Genomic DNA, 18,349 nt, shown 5'->3' with positions numbered 1-18,349 from the left:
TGCTATTACGAGAAAAGGAGGAAAGATGTGCGCGTTCATATTGTTCAAAAGGGAGATACTTTGTGGAAAATCGCCAAGCAATATGCGATTGGCTTCGAAGAACTAAAGCGTTTAAACGCACATTTAGCGAATCCGGATTATATCGTGCCGGGTATGGAAATTTATTTACCAAATGCTGCGAATAAAAAAGAGGTAAAGCCCGTTGTTAAAGAGCAACCGAAACCGGTAAAGGAAATGCCTGTGTCAGTAAAACCAACCCCTGCACCAGTACCAACGCCATTACCGGCTCCTGTACAACCTGCACAAAAACCTTTGTGGCAAGGGAATCTTTATTTCCAACAACCTATGCCAGCCCCACAGCCAGTTCCGATGCCGATGCCAATGCCGAACTGGCAAACGCATGTGCATGTCCAGCCGACAATGGAACAAAATATGACAGCACCCCCGCAGCAAATGATGCCACAGATGCAACCACAACCGATTTATATTCAACAACCTCAGCAACAGCCGATTTTTATCGAGCAACCGATGATGCCGCAGTTTATGCCACAAATGCCAATGCCACAAATGCAACAAATGCCAATGCAACAAATGCCACAAATGATGCCGGTACAGCCATGTCCGCATTGCCACAAGATGCCCGTAGAAGAGCCGATGCGTATGCTACCAGCGATGCAAGAAGAATCTCCTGGTAAAGAAATGATGTGCGATGATAATGATCAGCAAGTGCGCCAATATTATGAAGAAATCCATCAGATGATGTGTATGCCCCAACCGTGCTGTCACCCACAAATGATGCCGTACAATACATTTCCAATGTCACAAATGATGCCTCACAACCAAAGATCATGGCACATGTAATTAAAGAAAATTGCTGGAAGTGGGATGCAAAAGACGGCGCCTATTTTATGAAATACTACGATGATTACTTTCTTGCCCAAAAAGTAACGTTTGTACATGAGCAACTGGAAAAACAGCAATTTAAGTACCATATTCCACTTGAATGGAACGAAGATGCTCATATATTAAAACAGCGTTGGTTTGAAGGGAAAAGTGCAGATTACCGGAAAGTGAATGATCAAAAGAAGGTATTAAAGGCACTGCAAGCTCTGCATGAAACAAAAAACCAAATCAACTGGCAACAACACGATGTTTTGCCAATTTATGATTTGCATCAAAAATGGCAACGACGATTTGAACGATTTGTTGAAAATGAAGTGTTATTAAAAGAGTTACTTAGTCATCATTACAATGAAGTTGTCCGTGAGGCGGCACATACATTGAATCAACTGGCACTGTTCAATGCTCATGAATCCATGACAATCTTACATGGGGACGTTGTGCATCATAATAGTATGATATCTAATAGAGATGTAGTGCTTGTTGATTTTGATTTGGCAGCTCTAGGGGAAGCGTCAGACGAGTTGATTTTGTGGATGCACCGGGTGTTGTCACAAACGAATTATGATTTAGTTAAATTAATGAAGGATCATCCGTATTTACAAACAGCGCGGCATAAACTGGTCTATTTAAATTTCCCAAATGAGATTATGCGCGAGAGCCTGTTTTATTTAAAATTAAACGAGCGTCAAAAGCTTGCATGCTATCCGTTTATTCAATCGATTGTCGCGGAATGGCTTCACTATAAAGAAACACTAAAAAACACGATTCAAACCATGACACATTAGAATATGGTACACTAGAAAAGACTGTCGATTAGACAGTCTTTTGTTGTGAACAATGCAACATATGTTCGGTGAAATCCGTCTGTTTATGCTATACTAAAGCAAGAAATGTGAGGGATGAACGATGTATGATTATTTAAAAGGACAAGTGACACGCATTACGCCAGAGTATATCGTGTTAGAGCAGCAGGGAGTTGGCTGGTTGTTATATACGCCAAACCCGTATGCCTTCAGAACATCAGCAAGCGAGCAGCAAATTTTCGTATCGATGCAAGTGCGTGAAGACGCGCAAAATTTATACGGTTTCCATAGTTTAGAGCAGCGTGAATTATTCAAAAAGTTAATTCAAGTTTCAGGCATTGGGCCAAAAGGGGCACTTGCGATTTTAGCGAGTGGTAATCCTACGTCCGTCATTCAAGCGATTGAAATGGAAGACGAAGCGTTTTTAATTCGTTTCCCAGGTGTGGGTAAGAAAACGGCGCGTCAAATGATTTTAGATTTAAAAGGCAAGCTCGATGTGCTACTTGATACCGTATTGTTACCGAGCGCGGAAGATGAGTTACCGTTATTTGGGGTCAATCCGAATAAGCATGAGCTTGAAGAGGCAATGTTAGCGCTAGTTGCACTTGGTTACTCAGAAAAAGAGCTGGATAAAATTAAACCACAGCTTGATGAGGATGATCAGCTTCAGACAACGGATGCTTACATTAAACAAGCATTAAAACTATTATTAAAATTGAAATAAAGTGAGGTGAGAACTTTGTCAGACCGCGTACTTTCAGGACAGGCGACGGATGCTGAAGAGCAATTCGAGTTATCACTGAGACCACAACGCTTGGCACAGTACATAGGCCAAGATAAAGTAAAGGACAACTTAAAAATCTTTATTGAAGCCGCAAAGATACGCCAAGAAAGTCTTGACCACGTTCTCCTTTATGGTCCACCAGGTTTAGGGAAAACAACATTGGCGGTCGTTATTGCCAATGAGATGGAAGTTAGTGTGAAAATGACGAGTGGTCCTGCGATCGAACGTCCAGGCGATTTAGCCGCCATTTTAAGCTCACTTGAAGCAGGCGATGTATTATTTATCGATGAGATTCATCGTCTGCCTCGAGCAATTGAAGAAGTGTTGTATTCGGCAATGGAAGACTTTTGCTTAGATATTGTTGTTGGTAAAGGTCCCGAGGCACGTTCCATTCGTCTGGAGTTACCGCCGTTTACATTAGTAGGTGCAACGACGCGAGCGGGTGCGCTATCTGCCCCGTTACGTGACCGCTTTGGCGTGTTAGCACGCTTAGAATATTATGATGAAGAGTCATTAGCACAGATTGTGATCCGTTCGGGTGAGCTATTCGGTGTTGAGTTAAATGAGCAAGCGGCATACGAAATTGCGCGCCGTTCTCGTGGGACCCCGCGTATTGCCAATCGGTTATTAAAGCGCGTACGTGATTTTGCGCAAGTATTAGCCGATGGAACCGTTTCAGAAGGTCTTGCACAGCAGGCACTTGAATTACTACAGGTCGATCCGCGTGGGTTAGATCACATTGACCATAAACTTATGCAGTCAATGATTGAACGCTTCAGCGGCGGTCCGGTTGGTTTAGATGCACTTGCTGCATCAATCGGTGAAGAGCGTATTACGATTGAAGATGTGTACGAGCCATATTTACTACAAATTGGCTTTATTCAGCGCACACCTAGAGGCCGAGTTGCCACAAACCTTTGCTATGACCATTTTGGCTACGAACAAGTATAAAAGAAAAAGGAAGTTTTGAACGTGAGAGTAGAAGATTTTGATTTTCATTTACCAGAGGAATTAATTGCCCAAACCCCATTATTAGACCGTACTGCGAGCCGATTAATGGTTGTGAATCCAAATTCACTTGAGCTTGAACATCACAAGTTCGGGCATATTTTAGATGAGTTCAACGAAGGGGACTGCCTTGTCTTAAATGATACACGTGTATTACCCGCTCGTTTAATGGGCGAAAAAGAAGGCACTGGTGCTCATATTGAGCTACTATTATTAAAGCAAATCAATGACGATGAGTGGGAAACATTAGTGAAGCCTGCAAAACGCGTGAAAGTCGGCACGGTTGTTACATTTGGCGAAGGTCTTTTAAAAGCAACATGTACAGGCGAGTTAGATCATGGTGGCCGTACATTTAAATTTGAATATGACGGCATTTTCTATGAAATTTTAGATCAATTAGGTGAGATGCCACTCCCACCATATATCCGTGAAAAATTAGATGATCAAGACCGCTATCAAACGGTATTCGCCAAAGAGCGCGGTTCAGCAGCTGCACCAACAGCAGGTCTTCACTTCACAGAAGACTTACTTGAAGCGATTAAGGCAAAAGGTGTTAAAGTCGTGTTCATCACATTACACGTCGGTTTAGGTACATTCCGTCCTGTAAGTGTCGATTCAATCGAAGACCATGACATGCACTCAGAGTTTTACAGCGTATCGGAAGAAGCGGCTAGCGTAATTCAAGGCGTGAAAGATGCAGGTGGTAAAGTGATTTCGGTTGGTACAACGTCAACACGTACACTTGAAACCGTAGCACGTGACAATGGCGGAAAAATCGTAGCTTCACAAGGCTGGACAAATATTTTCATTTTCCCAGGCTTTGAATACAAAGCGATTGATGGACTGATTACAAACTTCCACTTGCCAAAATCAACACTTGTGATGTTAGTAAGTGCATTAGCTTCAAAAGAGACGATTATGAATGCCTACGAAAAAGCAGTAGAAGAACAGTATCGTTTCTTTAGCTTTGGTGATGCGATGTTTATTCGTCCAAAGCAGTAATTTGCATTTAAGCTAGAATCTCTATACAATTGATATTTGTATGCACCTACTACAGCGCGTAGTAGGTGCTTATCATTATTCTCGGGTGTTTTCAAATACCTGAAAATAACCTCTGGCAAATGTCCCAGATTTTTTAAAGGTAACTTTTGGAGTATACTCAAAAAACCTGGACGCAATACGCCGAGGCAAATTGATTCGAAGTACTGTTTTTACTTTAGAAAAGCGCTCACCCTTGTTGGTGTGGCGCTTTTTCTGTGGTGTTAAATGCCCATGTACCCCAAAAAGTACCTCAAATCACACGTTTTTTGAATTTTCGTCATCAGGATTTATTATTTTATCGAATATATTTACGGCAATGACTTCTTGTTCTTTGATGGAATGTGCGTAGGTGGAAATAACGGTTTCTGGTGAGTCACCAATTAATTGAGCAACCGTTGTTATTGGCACTTTTTCCGAAATTAAAATAGAAGCATAGGTGTGACGGAAAATATGAGCAGTTAAATTTTCAATGTTGTTTTTCTTACTGAAACTACTTACTACATAACTTCCGTATGTTGGGTGAGCTGGCTTACGTTGATTAGAATAGAAAAAGAAAGTATCATCCGCTATTTTCGTTCTTTCTTCGGCAAGCATGCTAAAGAGCCAGCTTCGATATTCTAATAATACATCATACAGTGTATCTGAGATATTAATTATACGTACGCTATTTTTTGTTTTTGTATTACCACCATCAATTTTAAGGTAGTTTCGCGTTTCGTTAATAGTCATTGTACGATTATTAAAGTCGACATCTTTATAACGGACACTTGATAGTTCCCCAGCTCGTATTCCTGTAGTAAGCAATGTCATTAAAGCAACTTTACGTGTAATGTGTTCGCTTTCGATATGACCTAGCACAATGTTTAGATCGTCTAGCTGCAACGACTCACGTTTCGGTTTTTCTTTCACCTTGGAATAATCTAATTTCGAAAAGGGCACTTGCTTAATGATATTTTCGCGAACAGCATCATTCAAAGCGTACTTTAAAACATTCACTACTTTTTTTATGGTCGTGAGGACAAGGTTTTTTTTGACCATTGTGTCAACTAGTTGCTGAGCGGTTAAGCTAGTGAGCTTCGTTAATTGGTAATCACCAAGTATCGGCTTCAAATGCGTGTCGATGGCACTCTTTTTACTGGCAGCCGTAGTCACTTCCCAACGTGTATGTTTTTTCTCATACCAATAATCTAGCCAGTTACCAAGCTTTAAATTTTGATTTAATACCAATTCTTCAAGCCCGTCTAAAATGGCAGCCTTTACCTCAATTAAAGCGCGTTCCGCTTCTTCTATGGTATTAAAACCTTGTTTTGACTTTTCCCTTCTAATTTTATATTTATCGTAATATTTATAGCGATAAGCAAACTTCTTTTTACCATCTTGTTTATACCAGTAGATACTATCTAATTTAGTTTTTGTCATATCAAATCGAGCCATAATAACATCCTTTCGAACGTATGTTCTTTTGAAGGGTAAAAAATTACTCTATACATAATCGTTTAAGCTGTACAATTTCAACTGGAACGTTATGTAAAGAGGCAATATCATAAATCGATTCACATTGGTAAAAAGATTCATCAGGTATTAATAGTTCTGCAGCAAAGCGATTAGCTTCGCGTTCAACTTTACTTACAGATAAAAACGTGTTGGAGCGCATGAAAGGGGTATTTACATGCTTATGCATTAAAGCATGGCCAAGCTCATGCGCACATACTACTTTTTGTTGCTGGTCAGTTAGATTTTGGTTAATTACAATATACTGATTTCGTCGGTCGTACTTGTAATAGCCATTAATGTCGTGATGCAGATCATGTTTAAAAATTAAAATATTACATGAGTCTGCAATTTCGTAAGGACAGAAAGTATTATACTTTTTGGTCAACTGTCTTACGATTTCTTTAATTCGCATGCAATCACATCGTTTCACCAGTATTTAGTTATTCATCTTCACGAAATTTCTTAGGTGTAAATTTTTTGTTGATTCGCTGAGTTTGTCTAAATAGTAATTCCATTGATTCAAGTAACGATTCTTTTGCTTCGTCGGACATCGGTTCGCCGTCAAAAGCTAGACCATCGCTGTTTTCTAGTTCGGCTTCGAATTGTTTCAGGCGTTTGGCGATATCGCGTTCTTCTTTGTCTTGTGGTTGACCACTAGTAACTCCTAAAAGATAGTCAGTTGAAACATCAAAGAAATTAGCTATGATTTCTAGCGTTGCAAAGTCTGGCTCGCGAGTTCCTTGTTCATAATTAGCTAGTTTTCCCCTTGAAAACCCCAACCTATCGGCTAACTCGTATTGACTTAGTTTTTTAGCTTTCCTTAGATTTTTTAAACGTTCAGAAAACATAACTTCACCTCTTTCATATAGATTATATAAGTAGAAACTCTACGTTTCCATATAAAAACAATAAAAGAAACGAAAAGTTTCTTAAAACTGTTGACAGAAACAAAACGTTTCTGATAAGATGGATTTAAGTTAGAAACAAAACGTTTCTTTTGGGAGGTGACATCATGAATAATACTACTAAATTTCGTACACGTTTAATTGAATTACGCGGTATTAAAGGACGTACAGATGTAGCTGCGGATTTAGGTATAACACCTCAAATGCTTGGCGCAATCGAACGAGGTGACCGAACTCCATCTTTAGCGCTAGCGAAAAAAATTGCGGATTACTACGCAACGACAGTAGATTTGATTTTTTTTGATGAAAAAGGACACGTTATGTGTCTTAAAAAATTAGCATAGGAGGAATCGGAATGAATCAATTAGTTTTCATAGAAAATCAACAAGTTGTAACGGATAGCTTAACTATCTCAGATGTATTCGGGAAAGAACATCGCAATGTTATTCGCGACATCGAAACTCAAATCGAGAAATTAAATGAAGCAGGCGAGCAAGAATGGGGGGTGCTCAACTTTGAGCAGACCCAATATCAACACCCACAAAACAAACAATGGTACACAAAATTCAATATGACTGAAGATGCCTTCACCTTGGTTGCTATGTCTTACGTAACACCTGAAGCGATGAAGATGAAAGTAAAGTTCATTCAAGAGTTCAAACGTATGCGTGAATTTATTGAAAAGCAAGAGCAACAAGCGCAAGATCCAGTCGAACTAGCTCTACAAACATCATTAAAAAATTACCAAGAAATTAAAGGCATTAAAGAAGATGTGACTTTATTAAAAGATTCAATGAGGATTGACGGTAGACAAGAGTTCGCTATCAAGTCCCAAGGAAAAGCGAAGGTCATGGAAGTGTTAGGCGGCTATAATTCACCGGCATATAACGGGCTTAGTAAGAAAGTATTCTCTCGTATGTGGCGAGATTTTAAGAACCATTTCGTATTACCGCGTTCGCCAGACTTACCGAAAGCACGATTTGATGAAGCGGTTAAATTCATCGCAATGTGGCGTCCTGATACATCTACCGCGATGGAAATTGATTCTTATAACAATCAAACGCATTTGAAGTTAGTTCAATAGGAGAAAGCGCTACACCAGCGCCTTTAGATTGGAGGGATAGTCCATGATGCAACAGCAAGAGAGTGTGTTGGTTACAACGCTATTTCAAATGTCGGGCATAACACCTGAAAAAATTCACCAACAGTTAGATGCGATCGTCCAAAATGCTGCTCAACCTTTAATCCTCTTTTGGGATGTAAAGGACATCATGAAAGCTACTACGTTTAGTAGGAAGTTTTTAGAGGACCACATTTTAAACGATCCGCGTATACAGCGATACGAGCGTCAACGTGAAAAAGGTGGTAAGCGTGTCTGGCTTAAGGAGCCGACAGCGAAAGCCTTACAAGAAATTATTATGAATGAATGGTTTTAATGAAAGCAGTCCATGGGCAATGGACTGCTAATAGCCGAGGGCAATCAGCATTTCAGAAGAGCCAGGGCAATGGCTCAAAAGCAAGTTAACCTTGCTTAATAAGATAATACCCCAAAATAAGACGGGTGTGTGTTCTAAGTAAGAACATGTTCGAAAATAGAAGATGTTCGAAAATCGAACAATGAAGGGTGGTGGACGCCATGCTCGGAAAAGAGCTCCGCAAGTGGCGTAAGCAAGCGAACCTATCTCAGGAGGAAATGGCTGACGAGTTAAGCATTGCTCGTTCAGCTATCTCCAAAATCGAAAACGATATGCAGAAAATAGACATATTGCTTTTTAAGGATTGGGTACGACTTACAAACAGCGAAGTACAAGCAGCAATCATACTTTTCGGCACAGACATCTTTGCACAAGCAACTCAGGCAATCACGTTATTACCGGCATTTGCACAACCAATTACACAGTTTTTTATGTAGGAGAAGGAGAGCGAAAGGATGAGAATCAAACCGAGAATATGGAGACTGATGACAGTCAAACAACGCTTGCAAGTGCTGTACTTTATGGCACAAAAAAACCGCTAATCGGTAGGACGATTAACGGCTGAATCAAATTTAACTTATTTCTATTATATCAAATTTCGACAGACAGTGCGAGTATTCTTTACTCGCTCTCGTCAAGCAACTTAAAAGAGCGTATGCCATTCGCTTCTCCTAAACTTTTAAGTTGCTTGATGGGATTATCCATCACTATTCGGACTGATAGCTTATACAGCGGTAGCAACGCTAATACAAAACAGGAGATGATTTTATGTCAGTAGCAGAAAAGACAGTGCAGGCGCTAAATGTTATTAAGCGCTTAGATTTAAACAATATAGTTTCGGTTACTACGGATCAAATTGGGCCACCGAAAATCCAAGTGAATAATTTATCTGATTTAAAAGGGTTAGAACTATCGGAAGAAGTTTTTCAAGATGGTTGCAAGCGCATTTCAACGGTAGTAGATGGGGTTTTAGTTTTCGGAGTAATGCTTAGCGAGCGATACCTTGCTAGCGCGCCTTTTTAAAAGGAAAAACCACTGCTGAGAACAGTGGCTTAGAAAAACTTAATTTACAAAATTATATCACAGGAGGATTCATTTTATGAAGAAAATCGAAGCAATTCTAATTAGATTACGCAACTTCAAAGGCGTCGAGCAACTATTAGTCGAGCTGAATGGTGGTAACGCACGCATTTATGGTGACAACGCTACTGGAAAAACAACAGTATTTGACGCGTTCCTTTGGTTACTGTTCGACAAGGACAGCAACAACGATTCAAAGTTCGCACTACAAACTTTAACCGGCGCTGGTCACAAGGTACACAATTTGGAGCACACGGTCGAAGCTAAGTTGCTTGTAGACGGTACGCAGATGGAGCTTAAGAAAGTGTATCACGAGGTGTATAAAAAGCCTCGCGGTAGTGCGAATAAGGTATTTGATGGTTATACAACAGATTATTTTATCGATGGCGTACCTTTAAATAAAAAAGAGTATGTGAAGAAAATTGAAGGAATCGTGCAAGAGGACGTATTCAAACTTCTTACTTCACCTACTTACTTTAATGAAAATGTTAAATGGCAGGACCGCCGTAACATTTTACTAGCAGTATGCGGTGACATTTCAGACGAGGATGTAATCGCATCTGAAGCTTCACTAGCGAAATTAAATGATGTCCTGAGTGGTAAGTCAATTGAGGATATGAAGAAGATCATCGCCAGTCGTAAAAAGCACATCAATGACGAGCTAGAAAAAATCCCGGTGCGCATCGATGAAATTCACAAAATGATTCCAGAAGTACAAGTAGATGCCGCTTCATTAAAAGCTCAGGTAGAAAAGCTAGAAACTGAAATCAACGAGCTAAAAGACCAGCGCTACGCAGTGACAAATGGCGGTGCTTTACTAGATAAACAGCACCAACTAAAAGAGCTTGAAATGCAGTTATCCGACTTCAAGCGCACATTTGAAGCCGACAGCAAGCAAGAGATATACAAGCTCCAAACGCGCATTCAGGAGCTTCAAGGCAATGTACAAATCATCAAGTCAGACATTCGTATGAACGACATAGAAAAAAACGATGCCGAGCGTGACATTAAATCATTCACGGACTGCATCTCGAACAACGAACAGTTTATGCAGCGTTTACGCGAAGAGTTCGCAGTGTTGAAAGCGCAGGAATTTGAGTACAGCGATGAATGCGAATGCCCAACATGTAAACAAGCTTTACCAGCAGAACAAGTCGAGTCGGTTCGTGCTGAAGCATTAGCGCAATTTAACGAGCGTATCTCAAAACGTCAGGGTGAAATTAAAGCAGAAGGCCCGGTATACTCTGAGCAAAACAAAGGTTATCAAGCGGAAATTCAGACGATTAACGACAAATTGACTTCTGCAATTATTCCGAAGTCAGAAGAGCTACAAGGTAAATTGGCTTCTGCTGAAAAAGAGCTTGGCAAATTTAACGAACGTTTAAAGCAAGCACAAACTACAGTGCCAGATGTTACAACATCGGAAAATTACCAAGAAATTTTAAGTGAAATTAACCTAACACAAGCCGTTATAGCGGAAATGAAAGCAAACGCAAGCGAGGTTGTGGCAGATATCGACGCAAATATTCGCCAGTTTGAGCAAGATAAGCAAGGTATTAACGCCGAGCTGGACCAACTAGCCAATGCACAAAATCAACGCATTCGTATCGCTGAATTAGAAGCGCAACAACAACGCCTAGCCGCTGAATATGAAGCGCTAGAAGGTAACTTATTCCTAATCGAGTCATTCACTCGTAAAAAGGTTGAAATGCTTACAGAGCGCATTAACAGCAAGTTTAAATATGCTCGCTTCAAACTTTTTGAAGAGCAAGTTAACGGTGGCTTAAATGAAGTATGCGAGACGTTATACGAGGGCGTACCATACGGCAGCGGCCTAAATAACGCCGCGAAAATCAATGTCGGCTTAGACATCATTAACACGTTATCGGCTCATTACGGCACCTTAGCTCCAATCTTTGTTGATAATGCCGAAGCGGTTACGAAATTCATCGACGTAGAATCACAGCTTATTAGCTTAGTAGTTTCAGAGCATGATAAGCAATTACGCATCGAAACGGATCCAGTTGAATTGAAGGAGGCTATCTAATATGTCAGAAAAGACATTCGACACATATCAAAGCAGCGTAGCTCAAGCGGAATATTGCGCTAAAACTGGAGCACCTCATTTCGCTCCTAGAAGTGGTGTTTGCTGGAACTGTAACAAAAACATTTATCAAGAACTTCCTCACAGACATCACACTACTATTATGTGCGGTATTTCTGTTGAACAAGCAAAAAATCAATTAGTAACGGGTTGCCCACATTGCAACCGTAGTTACTGCGATTAGGAGGAATTTAATATGTCAAACGCAGTAGTAAACCAACCACCAAAACAACAATATGAAGTTTCATTCGAAGTAAACGGGGAGCAACTTCATTTAGATGAAATGACAGTCGTAAATTACTTGCTTAACGGGGATATCGACAAAGTGACTCCACCTGAAGTAGTTATGTTCCTTAATTTATGTAAATACCAAAAGTTAAATCCATTTTTAAAAGAGGCCTATCTAATCAAGTACGGTACAAAGCCAGCACAAATTATCGTTTCAAAAGAAGCTTTTATGAAGCGTGCTGAAAATCATCCGAAATATCTTGGTTTCGAAGCTGGCGTCATCGTAGAACGCGATGGACAGTTAGTTGAAATCGAAGGTGCAGTAAAGCTTAAAAACGACATCTTAATCGGTGGTTGGTGCAAGGTTTACCGCGAGGACCGCAAAATGCCGATTACTTCAAAAATCAGCTTAAGCGAATTTTCAAAAGGACAATCAACATGGAACTCAATGCCCTTAACTATGATTCGTAAATCTGCAATTGTTAACGGTTTACGTGAAGCGTTCCCGGATACGCTGGGTGCTATGTATACAGAAGATGATGCGGATATTAATCAGATGCAAGGAAATGCCGTTCAAAACGAGATTGACCAAAATGCCAACATGGAAGAATTAGATATTAAACCTACCAAGAAAAAAATAGAGCCAGTTACGCACGTTCAGGATGCTCAGGTAATCGAGGGATATGAACAACAAGAGCTTATTTCAGATAAAGAAGAGCTGGGCTTTTAATGATTGAAATCAAGACAATTGCAACAGGTTCAAAGGGCAACTGCTATCGCGTGAGTGATGGCAGTACAGCCTTACTTTTAGAAGCTGGCATCTCCTTCAAAGCAATTCAACAGGGACTAGAATTTAAAACTGCTGAAATCGCTGGTGTGCTTATATCACATGAACACCAAGACCACTGTAAAGGCGTTGAGGGTTGTTTAAAACGTGGCATGACAATTTATATGTCGCAAGGCACAAAAGATGGTATGGGCTTACAGAACGCACAAATTCGCATCATTAAAAGTAAAGAGCAGTTCCGTATTGGTACATGGACCGTATTACCGTTTGATGTGCAGCACGACGTAAATGAGCCGTTGGGGTTTCTACTCCAATCAGACAACGGTGACAAGCTCTTATTTGCGACAGATACCTATTACATCAAGTACAAATTCACTGGATTAACGCACTTAATGATTGAGTGCAATTATGACCAGCAGACGCTGGACGAAAACGTCGCAAGTGGCAAGATTCATCCGGCTATGAAAAAGCGTGTTATGCGCTCACATTTCAGCTTAGAGAACCTATTAAATTTTTTTGCTGCTAACGATTTATCGAAGGTTGAAGAAATCCATTTGCTTCACTTATCGGACAACAACAGCAACGTAGAACGTATTTTTAAAGCAGTCGCAAGGGCAACGGGCAAATTAATTTACATTCCATAGGAGGGCTAGGGCAATGGCTGAACAACACAACAGGGCCTTTAAAGGTGTGTGGATCTCCAAGGAAATATGGTTAGCCAAGGACTTAGGGTGGTCTGAAAAACTTTTATTAGTAGAAATTGATTCATTGGACGGTGAGCAAGGTTGTTTCGCCTCTAATGAATACCTAGCAAACTTTTTCGGGCTATCAAAAGACCGCATTTCTAAAATGGTATCTTCACTGAAAAACAAGGGCTACATTAGCGTACAAGTATTTTACAAAGAGGGCACAAAGCAGATTGAAAAACGGGTGATTCGGGTGAATAGGCAACCATACCCTATAGGCGAAAACGCCGATACCCTAGCGGTGAAAACAACTAGGGGTATCGGTGAAAACAACTATACCCCTATAGGCGAAAACGCCGAGGATAATAATACAGTTATTAATAATACAACTAATAATACAAATAAAGACAAAGACAGACAGTCGTCGGTCAGTCCACTTACTGATACAAATTTTGTAGAAATCAAAGAAGCATTCGAGGCAAATGTACGTACAGCAACCTTCAAAGATGTACAAGAAATCGATGACGCCATGAACGTCTACGAACCAGCGCTTATTTTAGAAGCAATCAAAGCTGGTGCATCTAACGCACGCTCATTCAAATACATTGTCGGCATCTTAGATAATTGGCGACTCGAATTTAAAGTAAAAACCTACGCAGATTGGCAGCAGAAAATACAGTCGAAAGGTGGTTCATCGAATGGAGGCAATCAACGAGGTAACGGACAGCAACCTTCTTTCAAAGATACGTTCGGGCATGACGTGGGATTCTAGCTATTGCTTTAACCACATTCCCACTATGTACACACAGGAAAATACGTCACCTGAGGAATGGATTGTCTTTCGTGACAAGTTCAAGGTACAGATGATCGTGATGGATGGTCAAACGACTTGCCCACGATGCGAGCTAGACAAGCAAGATGCCATCTTTGCTAGACAGGTCAATAAAGAGCTATACGAGCAACAGGCATCGAAAAAACTTAACACGCTTGCTAAATGCAGCATCTTACAAGACGAAACGATTAAGCTAGCACGCTTTGACAACTACAAGGAAGCGCTAGGCCCAGAAGAGGCTACGAACAAAGCAAAAGCTTGGGAGTACGTTAAGCGCTTTATCGCTGGTGAGCAATTTAATTTATGGATTCAGTCGGAAATTACGGGTGTTGGCAAGTCACATCTAGCCATGAGCATCTTAAAGGCACTCAATTCACTTGAGCGTAGCTGCTTATATTTGGACATTGACGAAATGCTACGCAAAATTCGAGGGAGCTTTGACAACAAAGACAGCAAGTACACTGAGCAGTATTTCATTGATTTAGCAACCGAGGTGGATTTCCTAGTGCTGGATGACTTAGGAGCAGAGACAGGTGACATCGACACGAAAAAGCGTGCGTCGGATTACACCAGCAAGATTTTACGAGCGATTGCGAATGGTCGTCAGCATAAATCGACTATCGTCACAACCAACTTAAAAAGCACACAGTTAAACGGGATCTATGACCGCAAAGTGATTAGCCGATTGATGGCGAACATTGAAATCATCAAATTCACACAGGCGACGGATAAGCGCATTGCTAATTTGAATTTTTAATACACGGGCCATTTTGTTGAAACCAGCAGAATGGTCGGATTGGAGGGTTATATGACAGAGTTTGATAAAAACCGCGAAGAACTACTTGCAACATATCACGCAATCGGCACAGACGTTATGACGGTACCAATCGCAGAGTACAACAAATTGGTAGATGCGTTAGATCGCACAGAACTAGCCGAGGTAAAAGCGCGTATGGAGAACGAACGATTACGTAAGAATCTGACCCACCTGAGAGAATTATGGCGCTACGGTACACCAGAAGAGGTTTATGACAATCTTCCTCGTATCGCTCAAATGATTTTAGATGACGAGGAAGGGGTGTGGATTGGATGAGTGAACAAGAACTACAAGCAATTAAAGAACAATTAGCCAACATTCCAGAAGGCTGGATGATTAGCGAAGGAGCTCGTATTATTAAAGGCTTAAAAGTTAGTGGTGACTATTTAGCAGCAGAAGTCGAGTTTCTGCACGTACAACGGGATTCGCAATCAAAAATCATCGAGGAAGTACGGGCAGAAAATGAACGATTACGTAAAGCACTTGAAAAGATTGCTTATACTTCGGCAATTAAAGAATTATACGAAGCTGAAGCTTTTGCAGACCGTGTATTGCGAGGTGAATCTACATGAAGCCAACACTAATCGGTTACAACGGTCCACCGCCACTAGCCATCATCTTCTGGTACGAGGCAGGAGAGGACGAGCCATCATACAAAACAGTTTGCTACGACGAGCAAGACGTAGAGCAAATGTACAAGCTTCACACTGCACCAGTTGGTCTTTACAGCACATTACGTCCGAGCGTGCATTTAGTGGACAGCGGTAATACAGCAGAACAAGCAGCATAAAGGGGGAAGGGCAATGAAATTAGTATTTTTAAAAATCGACCGCATTGTCGAAACAGCCGACACCAAGTTTATCGAAATTCCAGCAGGTGGCATCCAGTTTGAAATGCGAGGGCAAGCGATTCAGTCAATGGAGCCAGTAGCAATCGAAATGGCCCATGATGGCATGTTTAAAAATATCATTCGCAACATTAATTTCGCGGTGTATACGGATCAATCATTAAATGCATCAGGACAAGTAATGCACGAGTCAATGTTTAGTGTAGTAGCGCATGAGGACGTACAGCGAGCGATACACAAGGAGCTGGCTAAGCGTTGCAAGGTAGTACCGATGTTCAGACCAATTGATACTAATGAGCTGTTTTGTCGGGAGTTTGAGCGCGCTTATGAAGATTTAGTGGGGGTGTAAGAATGCAACAATGCGCACGCTGCAACCGCCAGTTGAAAAGCGAGAAAAGCATGGAACTGGGTTATGGCCCAACATGCTACCGCAAACACCTGAAAGAACAGGCAGACGCTGAATTTTTACGCAACCAGATGACGATTGACGAGGTGATACAGCATGAAGAACGTAGGAAGTCGGCTTAAGCAGTTACGTTTAGCTTATGACCTCTCGGGAGCACTTGTGGCAGACGAAATCGGACTTAGCGCCAATCAGTTATGGAATGTCGAGCGAGGTGACAGTGTAGCCAGTAGCGTGGTTGTCGCTAAGCTCTCGAAGGTTTACAAAATATCACTAGATTTATTGTTTTTCGGAGACGAACAAACATTTATGGCATTAGTCAATAAAATCTATACAGGTGAGGTGCAACATGATCATTACACTTTACAAGGTTATGGACGGGCAAGAGCTTAAAGCAGTTGGGCATTTCACGGAAGAGGAAGCACATGCTTTGTTGGCAGAGGGTTTCAGTAAACGCAGTCGCCAGCAAGTAAACAAGCATGGGATTCCAATAGTTTAGGAGGTTTAGGGCAATGATTCAATTTACAATTCCAGGAGCAGTACAAGCACAGGAAAGACCGAGGTTTAGTCGAGCAGGAAAGGGTGTCAAAACACATGATGCACCAAAGTCACGCTCATATAAGGAAGTGGTGAAGCTCGTAGCATGGCAGAATAAGCCACAGGAGCCGATTTTAGAACCAATACGACTTGAAGTGAATATTTATCTCATGCCACCAAAGAACTTGCATACAAAGCCAAAACAAGCGCTTATCGCAAGTGGTGAGTTACGACCAACAAAGAAGCCTGATCTTGATAACTTGGTTAAGGGCATTAAGGATGGTTGCACTCAAATCATTTGGCATGATGATGCGCAAATCGTGGAGATGGTGGTTCGTAAATATTACAGCATGCAGCCACGTGCTGAAGTAAAAGTGGGTGTCATTTGATGAAAAAGAAGATTCGTGGATTGATAGATTGGGTTGCTTATTTGGTTGATCGAGTTATTACGTAATTGAACAATTTTGTGAAGGAACGAGGTGAAATATATGCAATTAAAACTCTTATCATTGTTCGGTGGTATAGGTGCAGATATTAAAGCAGCGAAACGTTTAGGTGTGAAGGTGAAAACTATTGATTATGTAGAGTGGAAAGAGAATCGAGTAAAAGCCTATAACGCTATGAATCCATTCCGTTATGAAACACAAGATGTTAGAGCGTGGGACTTGAAGCCGGATATTTTAGTGCATGGAAGTCCATGTCAAGATAATTCAGCAGCCAATCATAATGATGACCAAGGCCGCTCGGAATTATTACTGGAAACTATTCGAATCATTAAAGAAATGGGTGAGTGGCGTCCGAAGTTTGTCATTTGGGAGAATGTTCGAGGCGCATTGTTTAAAGCCAAACGTCCAATTTTTGATGAATACTTACGGGAAATGGCAGCCTTAGGATATACCAATAATTTCAACATTGAAAATGCAATGGATTATGGACTACCTCAGACGAGAGAACGCGTCTTTTGTGTCTCGGTGCTAGGTAATGAAAAATTTGATTTCAACAAATTAAGAAAGCGTCCGTTGCGTCCGATGAGCGAGTTTCAACAGCCAGAGCATGAGATTGAAGACATTGAAAAATATGTGGTCAATATTCCGTCTATGCTGAATCGTTTAGAGGATTTAGCGAGCTTAGAAGAAATAGAAGCTAATAAATCAAAGTTTCGATATATCAAAACTATTACCGATACGTGCAATACAATTACTGAACGGCCTGATCGTTGTCCAGCTGCAGGTGTATTTAAAATGACGGATGGTCGTTATCGTTACCCAACTGAACGTGAATGGTGGAGGTTGATGGATTTTGACGATGAGGACTTTGATTTAATGCTTAATGTATTTCCGATTAAGCCACATCAACGAAGCGCTACGTTATACGCATTGGGTGGAAATAGTATTGCGGTATGTGTACTTGAAGCAATATTTGAAGTTATTCTATCGGGTGATTATGCAATGGAATTTGATGAGCAGTTGCAATTAATTTGCTAAGCATGCTGAACATTTTACGCAGTAACAGGCATAAAAAAAGACTCAAGCCAAAGCTCAAGTCAGCAAAATTATACAAGCTCATTATAGCATCCGTGAGCTGGTGTAAACAAACAAAAACCGCGGTGTTTGGC

The 18,349-nt window shown here is 40.9% G+C and carries 27 protein-coding genes; 24 read left to right on the top strand and 3 right to left on the bottom strand.

All coding sequences use genetic code 11. The annotated features are described in order from the left end of the window. Window positions 1–27 precede the first annotated feature (27 nt). The 5 genes from NSQ62_RS14620 to queA all read left to right on the top strand — a co-directional run bounded on the left by NSQ62_RS14620 (window position 28) and on the right by queA (window position 4,500). Window positions 28–861 (top strand): LysM peptidoglycan-binding domain-containing protein, encoded by an 834-nt coding sequence (locus tag NSQ62_RS14620; RefSeq protein WP_341320869.1) that lies wholly within the window; start codon window positions 28–30, stop codon window positions 859–861. Then, window positions 849–1,688: a phosphotransferase gene (locus NSQ62_RS14615; RefSeq protein WP_341320868.1), complete on the top strand. Its 840-nt coding sequence runs from the start codon at window positions 849–851 to the stop codon at window positions 1,686–1,688. The genes NSQ62_RS14620 and NSQ62_RS14615 overlap by 13 nt, the downstream gene beginning before the upstream one ends. Before the next feature lie 121 nt (window positions 1,689–1,809). Beyond that, window positions 1,810–2,430: a Holliday junction branch migration protein RuvA gene (gene ruvA / locus NSQ62_RS14610; RefSeq protein WP_341320867.1), complete on the top strand. Its 621-nt coding sequence runs from the start codon at window positions 1,810–1,812 to the stop codon at window positions 2,428–2,430. A gap of 15 nt (window positions 2,431–2,445) precedes the next feature. Beyond that, window positions 2,446–3,441, top strand: coding sequence for a Holliday junction branch migration DNA helicase RuvB (ruvB, locus tag NSQ62_RS14605; protein WP_341320866.1), 996 nt, complete (start codon window positions 2,446–2,448; stop codon window positions 3,439–3,441). 21 nt (window positions 3,442–3,462) lie between these two features. After that, complete coding sequence (gene queA, locus NSQ62_RS14600; RefSeq protein WP_341320865.1) at window positions 3,463–4,500, top strand: tRNA preQ1(34) S-adenosylmethionine ribosyltransferase-isomerase QueA; 1,038 nt, start codon at window positions 3,463–3,465, stop codon at window positions 4,498–4,500. A 294-nt stretch (window positions 4,501–4,794) separates the two neighbouring features. Here queA and NSQ62_RS14595 read toward each other — a convergent pair whose 3' ends face one another. The 3 genes from NSQ62_RS14595 to NSQ62_RS14585 are packed head-to-tail and all read right to left on the bottom strand — an operon-like array spanning window position 4,795 to window position 6,881. After that, a complete protein-coding gene (locus NSQ62_RS14595; RefSeq protein ID WP_341320864.1) occupies window positions 4,795–5,973 on the bottom strand; it encodes a site-specific integrase in 1,179 nt (392 codons plus the stop codon). Window positions 5,974–6,016: 43 nt separating this feature from the next. Next, entirely contained in the window at window positions 6,017–6,445 is a 429-nt protein-coding gene (locus NSQ62_RS14590) for an ImmA/IrrE family metallo-endopeptidase (RefSeq protein ID WP_341320863.1), read from the bottom strand. A 28-nt stretch (window positions 6,446–6,473) separates the two neighbouring features. Further along, window positions 6,474–6,881 carry a helix-turn-helix transcriptional regulator gene (locus NSQ62_RS14585; RefSeq protein ID WP_341320862.1) on the bottom strand — a complete coding sequence of 136 codons (408 nt, stop codon included), beginning with the start codon at window positions 6,879–6,881 and terminating at the stop codon, window positions 6,474–6,476. A 164-nt stretch (window positions 6,882–7,045) separates the two neighbouring features. Here NSQ62_RS14585 and NSQ62_RS14580 point away from each other — a divergent pair, with 164 nt between their 5' ends. From NSQ62_RS14580 to NSQ62_RS14490, 19 genes are all read left to right on the top strand, one after another. Further along, window positions 7,046–7,282 (top strand): helix-turn-helix domain-containing protein, encoded by a 237-nt coding sequence (locus tag NSQ62_RS14580; RefSeq protein ID WP_341320861.1) that lies wholly within the window; start codon window positions 7,046–7,048, stop codon window positions 7,280–7,282. 11 nt (window positions 7,283–7,293) lie between these two features. Beyond that, on the top strand, window positions 7,294–8,022 hold the full coding sequence (locus tag NSQ62_RS14575; RefSeq protein ID WP_341320860.1) for an ORF6C domain-containing protein: 729 nt from the start codon (window positions 7,294–7,296) through the stop codon (window positions 8,020–8,022). 43 nt (window positions 8,023–8,065) lie between these two features. Next, entirely contained in the window at window positions 8,066–8,374 is a 309-nt protein-coding gene (locus NSQ62_RS14570) for a hypothetical protein (RefSeq protein ID WP_341320859.1), read from the top strand. Window positions 8,375–8,574: 200 nt separating this feature from the next. After that, complete coding sequence (locus tag NSQ62_RS14565; RefSeq protein ID WP_341320858.1) at window positions 8,575–8,850, top strand: helix-turn-helix transcriptional regulator; 276 nt, start codon at window positions 8,575–8,577, stop codon at window positions 8,848–8,850. Window positions 8,851–9,181: 331 nt separating this feature from the next. Then, on the top strand, window positions 9,182–9,436 hold the full coding sequence (locus NSQ62_RS14560; protein ID WP_341320857.1) for a hypothetical protein: 255 nt from the start codon (window positions 9,182–9,184) through the stop codon (window positions 9,434–9,436). A 76-nt stretch (window positions 9,437–9,512) separates the two neighbouring features. Beyond that, window positions 9,513–11,540 carry an AAA family ATPase gene (locus tag NSQ62_RS14555; protein WP_341320856.1) on the top strand — a complete coding sequence of 676 codons (2,028 nt, stop codon included), beginning with the start codon at window positions 9,513–9,515 and terminating at the stop codon, window positions 11,538–11,540. A gap of 1 nt (window position 11,541) precedes the next feature. Beyond that, the gene (locus tag NSQ62_RS14550) at window positions 11,542–11,781 is read left to right on the top strand and encodes a hypothetical protein (RefSeq protein WP_341320855.1); all 240 of its coding nucleotides are present in this window, start codon (window positions 11,542–11,544) and stop codon (window positions 11,779–11,781) included. Between the two features lie 12 nt (window positions 11,782–11,793). Then, window positions 11,794–12,555, top strand: a complete 762-nt coding sequence (gene bet, locus NSQ62_RS14545) for a phage recombination protein Bet (RefSeq protein ID WP_341320854.1) — start codon at window positions 11,794–11,796, stop codon at window positions 12,553–12,555. After that, on the top strand, window positions 12,555–13,256 hold the full coding sequence (locus NSQ62_RS14540) for an MBL fold metallo-hydrolase (RefSeq protein ID WP_341320853.1): 702 nt from the start codon (window positions 12,555–12,557) through the stop codon (window positions 13,254–13,256). Before bet ends, NSQ62_RS14540 begins: the two co-directional genes overlap by 1 nt. 13 nt (window positions 13,257–13,269) lie before the next feature. Continuing rightward, window positions 13,270–14,070, top strand: a complete 801-nt coding sequence (locus tag NSQ62_RS14535; RefSeq protein WP_341320852.1) for a helix-turn-helix domain-containing protein — start codon at window positions 13,270–13,272, stop codon at window positions 14,068–14,070. Then, the gene (locus NSQ62_RS14530; RefSeq protein ID WP_341320851.1) at window positions 13,997–14,887 is read left to right on the top strand and encodes an ATP-binding protein; all 891 of its coding nucleotides are present in this window, start codon (window positions 13,997–13,999) and stop codon (window positions 14,885–14,887) included. The genes NSQ62_RS14535 and NSQ62_RS14530 overlap by 74 nt, the downstream gene beginning before the upstream one ends. Before the next feature lie 51 nt (window positions 14,888–14,938). After that, on the top strand, window positions 14,939–15,223 hold the full coding sequence (locus tag NSQ62_RS14525) for a hypothetical protein (RefSeq protein ID WP_341320850.1): 285 nt from the start codon (window positions 14,939–14,941) through the stop codon (window positions 15,221–15,223). Next, the gene (locus tag NSQ62_RS14520; protein ID WP_341320849.1) at window positions 15,220–15,519 is read left to right on the top strand and encodes a hypothetical protein; all 300 of its coding nucleotides are present in this window, start codon (window positions 15,220–15,222) and stop codon (window positions 15,517–15,519) included. Before NSQ62_RS14525 ends, NSQ62_RS14520 begins: the two co-directional genes overlap by 4 nt. After that, a complete protein-coding gene (locus NSQ62_RS14515; RefSeq protein ID WP_341320848.1) occupies window positions 15,516–15,737 on the top strand; it encodes a hypothetical protein in 222 nt (73 codons plus the stop codon). Before NSQ62_RS14520 ends, NSQ62_RS14515 begins: the two co-directional genes overlap by 4 nt. Window positions 15,738–15,750: 13 nt before the next feature. Beyond that, entirely contained in the window at window positions 15,751–16,143 is a 393-nt protein-coding gene (locus NSQ62_RS14510; protein ID WP_341320847.1) for a molecular chaperone, read from the top strand. A gap of 2 nt (window positions 16,144–16,145) precedes the next feature. Beyond that, window positions 16,146–16,322, top strand: coding sequence for a DUF6011 domain-containing protein (locus NSQ62_RS14505; RefSeq protein WP_341320846.1), 177 nt, complete (start codon window positions 16,146–16,148; stop codon window positions 16,320–16,322). A gap of 224 nt (window positions 16,323–16,546) precedes the next feature. Next, window positions 16,547–16,696: a hypothetical protein gene (locus tag NSQ62_RS14500; protein WP_341320845.1), complete on the top strand. Its 150-nt coding sequence runs from the start codon at window positions 16,547–16,549 to the stop codon at window positions 16,694–16,696. Between the two features lie 13 nt (window positions 16,697–16,709). Continuing rightward, complete coding sequence (locus NSQ62_RS14495) at window positions 16,710–17,123, top strand: RusA family crossover junction endodeoxyribonuclease (protein ID WP_341320844.1); 414 nt, start codon at window positions 16,710–16,712, stop codon at window positions 17,121–17,123. Between the two features lie 99 nt (window positions 17,124–17,222). Next, a complete protein-coding gene (locus tag NSQ62_RS14490; RefSeq protein ID WP_341320843.1) occupies window positions 17,223–18,218 on the top strand; it encodes a DNA cytosine methyltransferase in 996 nt (331 codons plus the stop codon). The last annotated feature ends 131 nt before the right edge of the window (window positions 18,219–18,349 follow it).

This window comes from Solibacillus sp. FSL H8-0523 (assembly GCF_038051985.1).
Taxonomy (GTDB): domain Bacteria; phylum Bacillota; class Bacilli; order Bacillales_A; family Planococcaceae; genus Solibacillus.
This window is presented reverse-complemented; position numbering and strand designations above follow the sequence as displayed.

What these genes read in the sequence shown, in the direction of transcription:
- NSQ62_RS14535 (WP_341320852.1), top strand. Translation starts at nt 13,270, where the DNA reads ATGGCTGAACAACACAACAGGGCCTTTAAAGGTGTGTGGATCTCCAAG.
- NSQ62_RS14585 (WP_341320862.1), bottom strand. Translation starts at nt 6,881, where the DNA reads ATGTTTTCTGAACGTTTAAAAAATCTAAGGAAAGCTAAAAAACTAAGT.
- NSQ62_RS14515 (WP_341320848.1), top strand. Translation starts at nt 15,516, where the DNA reads ATGAAGCCAACACTAATCGGTTACAACGGTCCACCGCCACTAGCCATC.
- NSQ62_RS14565 (WP_341320858.1), top strand. Translation starts at nt 8,575, where the DNA reads ATGCTCGGAAAAGAGCTCCGCAAGTGGCGTAAGCAAGCGAACCTATCT.
- bet (WP_341320854.1), top strand. Translation starts at nt 11,794, where the DNA reads ATGTCAAACGCAGTAGTAAACCAACCACCAAAACAACAATATGAAGTT.
- ruvA (WP_341320867.1), top strand. Translation starts at nt 1,810, where the DNA reads ATGTATGATTATTTAAAAGGACAAGTGACACGCATTACGCCAGAGTAT.
- NSQ62_RS14510 (WP_341320847.1), top strand. Translation starts at nt 15,751, where the DNA reads ATGAAATTAGTATTTTTAAAAATCGACCGCATTGTCGAAACAGCCGAC.
- NSQ62_RS14580 (WP_341320861.1), top strand. Translation starts at nt 7,046, where the DNA reads ATGAATAATACTACTAAATTTCGTACACGTTTAATTGAATTACGCGGT.
- NSQ62_RS14530 (WP_341320851.1), top strand. Translation starts at nt 13,997, where the DNA reads ATGGAGGCAATCAACGAGGTAACGGACAGCAACCTTCTTTCAAAGATA.
- NSQ62_RS14595 (WP_341320864.1), bottom strand. Translation starts at nt 5,973, where the DNA reads ATGGCTCGATTTGATATGACAAAAACTAAATTAGATAGTATCTACTGG.
- NSQ62_RS14555 (WP_341320856.1), top strand. Translation starts at nt 9,513, where the DNA reads ATGAAGAAAATCGAAGCAATTCTAATTAGATTACGCAACTTCAAAGGC.
- NSQ62_RS14490 (WP_341320843.1), top strand. Translation starts at nt 17,223, where the DNA reads ATGCAATTAAAACTCTTATCATTGTTCGGTGGTATAGGTGCAGATATT.
- NSQ62_RS14560 (WP_341320857.1), top strand. Translation starts at nt 9,182, where the DNA reads ATGTCAGTAGCAGAAAAGACAGTGCAGGCGCTAAATGTTATTAAGCGC.
- NSQ62_RS14525 (WP_341320850.1), top strand. Translation starts at nt 14,939, where the DNA reads ATGACAGAGTTTGATAAAAACCGCGAAGAACTACTTGCAACATATCAC.
- NSQ62_RS14500 (WP_341320845.1), top strand. Translation starts at nt 16,547, where the DNA reads ATGATCATTACACTTTACAAGGTTATGGACGGGCAAGAGCTTAAAGCA.
- NSQ62_RS14495 (WP_341320844.1), top strand. Translation starts at nt 16,710, where the DNA reads ATGATTCAATTTACAATTCCAGGAGCAGTACAAGCACAGGAAAGACCG.
- NSQ62_RS14575 (WP_341320860.1), top strand. Translation starts at nt 7,294, where the DNA reads ATGAATCAATTAGTTTTCATAGAAAATCAACAAGTTGTAACGGATAGC.
- NSQ62_RS14615 (WP_341320868.1), top strand. Translation starts at nt 849, where the DNA reads ATGGCACATGTAATTAAAGAAAATTGCTGGAAGTGGGATGCAAAAGAC.
- NSQ62_RS14590 (WP_341320863.1), bottom strand. Translation starts at nt 6,445, where the DNA reads ATGCGAATTAAAGAAATCGTAAGACAGTTGACCAAAAAGTATAATACT.
- NSQ62_RS14570 (WP_341320859.1), top strand. Translation starts at nt 8,066, where the DNA reads ATGATGCAACAGCAAGAGAGTGTGTTGGTTACAACGCTATTTCAAATG.
- NSQ62_RS14520 (WP_341320849.1), top strand. Translation starts at nt 15,220, where the DNA reads ATGAGTGAACAAGAACTACAAGCAATTAAAGAACAATTAGCCAACATT.
- NSQ62_RS14505 (WP_341320846.1), top strand. Translation starts at nt 16,146, where the DNA reads ATGCAACAATGCGCACGCTGCAACCGCCAGTTGAAAAGCGAGAAAAGC.
- NSQ62_RS14540 (WP_341320853.1), top strand. Translation starts at nt 12,555, where the DNA reads ATGATTGAAATCAAGACAATTGCAACAGGTTCAAAGGGCAACTGCTAT.
- NSQ62_RS14550 (WP_341320855.1), top strand. Translation starts at nt 11,542, where the DNA reads ATGTCAGAAAAGACATTCGACACATATCAAAGCAGCGTAGCTCAAGCG.